The sequence below is a fragment of the Acetobacter lambici genome, assembly GCF_011516885.1.
GTDB classification, from domain to species: Bacteria; Pseudomonadota; Alphaproteobacteria; order Acetobacterales; family Acetobacteraceae; genus Acetobacter; species Acetobacter lambici.
The window spans coordinates 1-2718 of the sequence record NZ_WOTD01000103.1; the positions used below are offsets into that span (position 1 = coordinate 1).

Consider the following 2718-nt stretch of genomic DNA (forward strand, 5'->3'; position numbering starts at 1 on the left):
TGAAGGACTACGAACAGCGGATCGACGTCGCAGAGGCCATGATCCACATCGCCATGGGAAGCCTCATGCTACGCCGAAACGCTCATCCGTGAATTTCCAAAAGGGCTCTTAGAAAAGCGGACTATCCGGTTTCGTTGGCCCCACACTCGAGCCAGAATTATTACTTGTAAATTACACCATATACACTAATTTAATACAATAATACTTTTATTATTGCAAATTAACTAATCATTAATTGGCCACCAATAAGTTGATCCGTAAATTTTTATATTATCTTTTTGGGTCCAACTATATTGTTTCCACATTGACTTCCCTGATGCTAATTTCTCGGAATTGCGGAGTTTGTTATACGCATCTGCTGTGATCCATGTTCGGGGTTCTAGATCAAGATCGGTAAGCTTCGCCGCGTAATTTGCGGCCCGTCCTACCCAAACGAGATCGTTCCCACCTCTTACACCTGTCCTTGCGGCTCGGATGGAGCTGGTATCTATCCCAACAACCTGCTTGATCTTATAATTCTGAGAAGGATATTGCGAAGCAAGAGCTGGATTAATAATCTTATGAACTGCATAATTTATTTTCAAGGCAGCCCTAACGGCAGGGCACGTTTGTGACTCTCCTACCCATATTCCCATAATTCGATCGCCATCATACGAAGTGATAGCACCGCCTTCAGAACGAACAATCTTTGCGGCGCAAAGGAGGAATGTCTTGTAAATCTCAGCTGAGAACCACCAATTTTTACTGTCTACCAGTGCCGTCGAGCCAGCCAAGTCCGCGTATAGAATAGTTGCTCTGTCAAAATCAACCGCGTCATTGCTCAGCTTGAGATCCTCAGGCTCAGGGACATTTCTTCCTTTTCTGGTAGTCCACTGATCCCTAAAGATAGCCGCCACACCATCATTGAGTTCTTTCTTAAGCCCCATAATGTCCTCTAATTATTTGGTCCGAGCGCCACAATATGATTGCGTAACTGATTGCATGCAGGAGCTATAAGAGCTGCGGCATCGGAACCTTCTTCAAATCTGTAAGTGATTGTTGTTATGCCTGCGAGATCACTAGGAAGTTTTATTTTGCTTTCGCGTGGTTCCATTAAGATAGCCCGTTGGCGACCAAGCCTCCCCATGAACAAACCAAGTTCAAAGACAACATTGTCGCGTGAAGAGGGCCATTCTTGTCCCCGAAATATCGTGAGATCATCAGCATGAGCAACAGCAATAGCAAAGTCTGAACTATCGACCTGCTCCTCTAAGCTCTGCAACGGATAGTGACTAATTTTGAACACTCCATCTGTCCAGAGTGTCGTCAAAAAATTATCATGCTCAAATGCTGTTTGCACCGCTCTGGCGATCGGCAACGCCTCAGTCGAGCAAATCAGAAATACCTTTATTTTCTCCCGTGCTCCGCTAACCAGTTTGTTTCGTTCCAAAAGTCTCCGGGACAGTTCTCGCGCAATAAGCCTATAAATTTCTGGGTAGCGAGTGGCTATATCTGTGAAGTCGTGTTCGCTAAGCTCAGCAACAATTGTATCTTCCTTGGCGATAACAGTGGCGGAACGCCTATGGGCTGGTTCGATTGCCGCCATTTCTCCGACGTGATTTCCAGCCCCGCGTAAAGCAACTGGATAACCATTAACGAAAATTTCTACCGATCCCGAAAGAATAAAATATATGCTGTTGTCATGTCCATTTTGTTCGATCAACGTTTCACCAGAAGAAAACTCCCGAATAGTTGATTTTTCTGCGACTTCCGTAGAAATTAGAGAATTACCCTGCACCATTCTCTGCAGGTTAAGCAAATCTTTCTTCAGCCTGTGCCCACTATCGCCCTGAAATCGATTTAACATGCAAATTCCATGTGATAAATATTCAAATAAGGGAATCTATTTTCCTGTCTGATACCATATTCTATGAATGACAACAGGCAACCATCAAGCCAATACGTTACTAGGATTGGCCAGAGACTGACCGGTTTTGGGATAAAAAGCAACCTGCTTGGACGCCTGATTGGAGGGCGACTGCCGCCTGTCTGCGCCGCTGATGTTGAGCGGACAGGCTGTTGGGGGAACAGCAGAATGTCCGCTGTCGTGTCGCCAAAGATATGGATATGGCCATTAAGCAGAAAGCATTTTCGAATTTTTCCGTCAGTAAGCGCTTGAAATGAGACAACTCGAAATAGCCACATTGAGCAAAATAATGTTATCATTAGCGCACCAAGAATATTGACATCTGGCAGCAGATAGGTCGTAGTGTGACGTAACGGCAATGGACTCTGCCTGACTTCCTGTAGAAGTCGAACTGCCCCAAGGGCTGATGACTCCTACCTCGCCATAGTGGCATGTGAGGAAGGAGTGTGTTCAGGGTCATGGGTCGTTTTCCGCTGTTTCAGAATTCCATCGTAGTAAATATTCTCGCCGTTCTGCACTGGAGCGGGCTTCTTCTGCCTATGGCAGCCTGCGTCGGCACGTTATGCGCCGTCTTCCTCTGGGCGCTTGATCATGTCACCGACTATCGCTTCGCCCATCCCGGCCTGTTGTGGTTCCTGCCGGTGGCAGGCGTTGCCGTTGGGCTGGCTTATCACTGGTTCGGGCGTTCCGCCGAAGGGGGCAACAATCTGATCGTCGATCAGATCCATGAACCGGGTGGCGGTGTGCCACTGCGTATGGCTCCTCTTGTTCTGATCGCCACCGTCGTCAGCCATCTGTTCGGGGCCTCAGTC

The 2718-nt window shown here is 47.2% G+C and carries 2 protein-coding genes, 2 pseudogenes and 1 riboswitch; of the genes and pseudogenes, 2 read left to right on the top strand and 2 right to left on the bottom strand.

Going from position 1 to position 2718, the window contains the following annotated elements:
• Positions 1–92, top strand: a pseudogene (locus tag GOB86_RS15130) (IS5/IS1182 family transposase); the annotation flags it as partial.
• A 132-nt stretch (positions 93–224) separates the two neighbouring features.
• Here the strand turns inward: GOB86_RS15130 and GOB86_RS15135 are convergent.
• A complete protein-coding gene (locus GOB86_RS15135; RefSeq protein WP_165993474.1) occupies positions 225–926 on the bottom strand; it encodes an adenylate/guanylate cyclase domain-containing protein in 702 nt (233 codons plus the stop codon).
• Positions 927–934: 8 nt separating this feature from the next.
• Positions 935–1846 carry a TIR domain-containing protein gene (locus GOB86_RS15140; protein ID WP_053324161.1) on the bottom strand — a complete coding sequence of 304 codons (912 nt, stop codon included), beginning with the start codon at positions 1844–1846 and terminating at the stop codon, positions 935–937.
• Positions 1847–2251: 405 nt separating this feature from the next.
• Positions 2252–2329: riboswitch (Fluoride riboswitch) on the top strand.
• A gap of 35 nt (positions 2330–2364) precedes the next feature.
• Between GOB86_RS15140 and GOB86_RS15145 the strand changes: the two are divergent.
• A pseudogene (locus GOB86_RS15145) lies at positions 2365–2718 on the top strand (voltage-gated chloride channel protein); the annotation flags it as partial.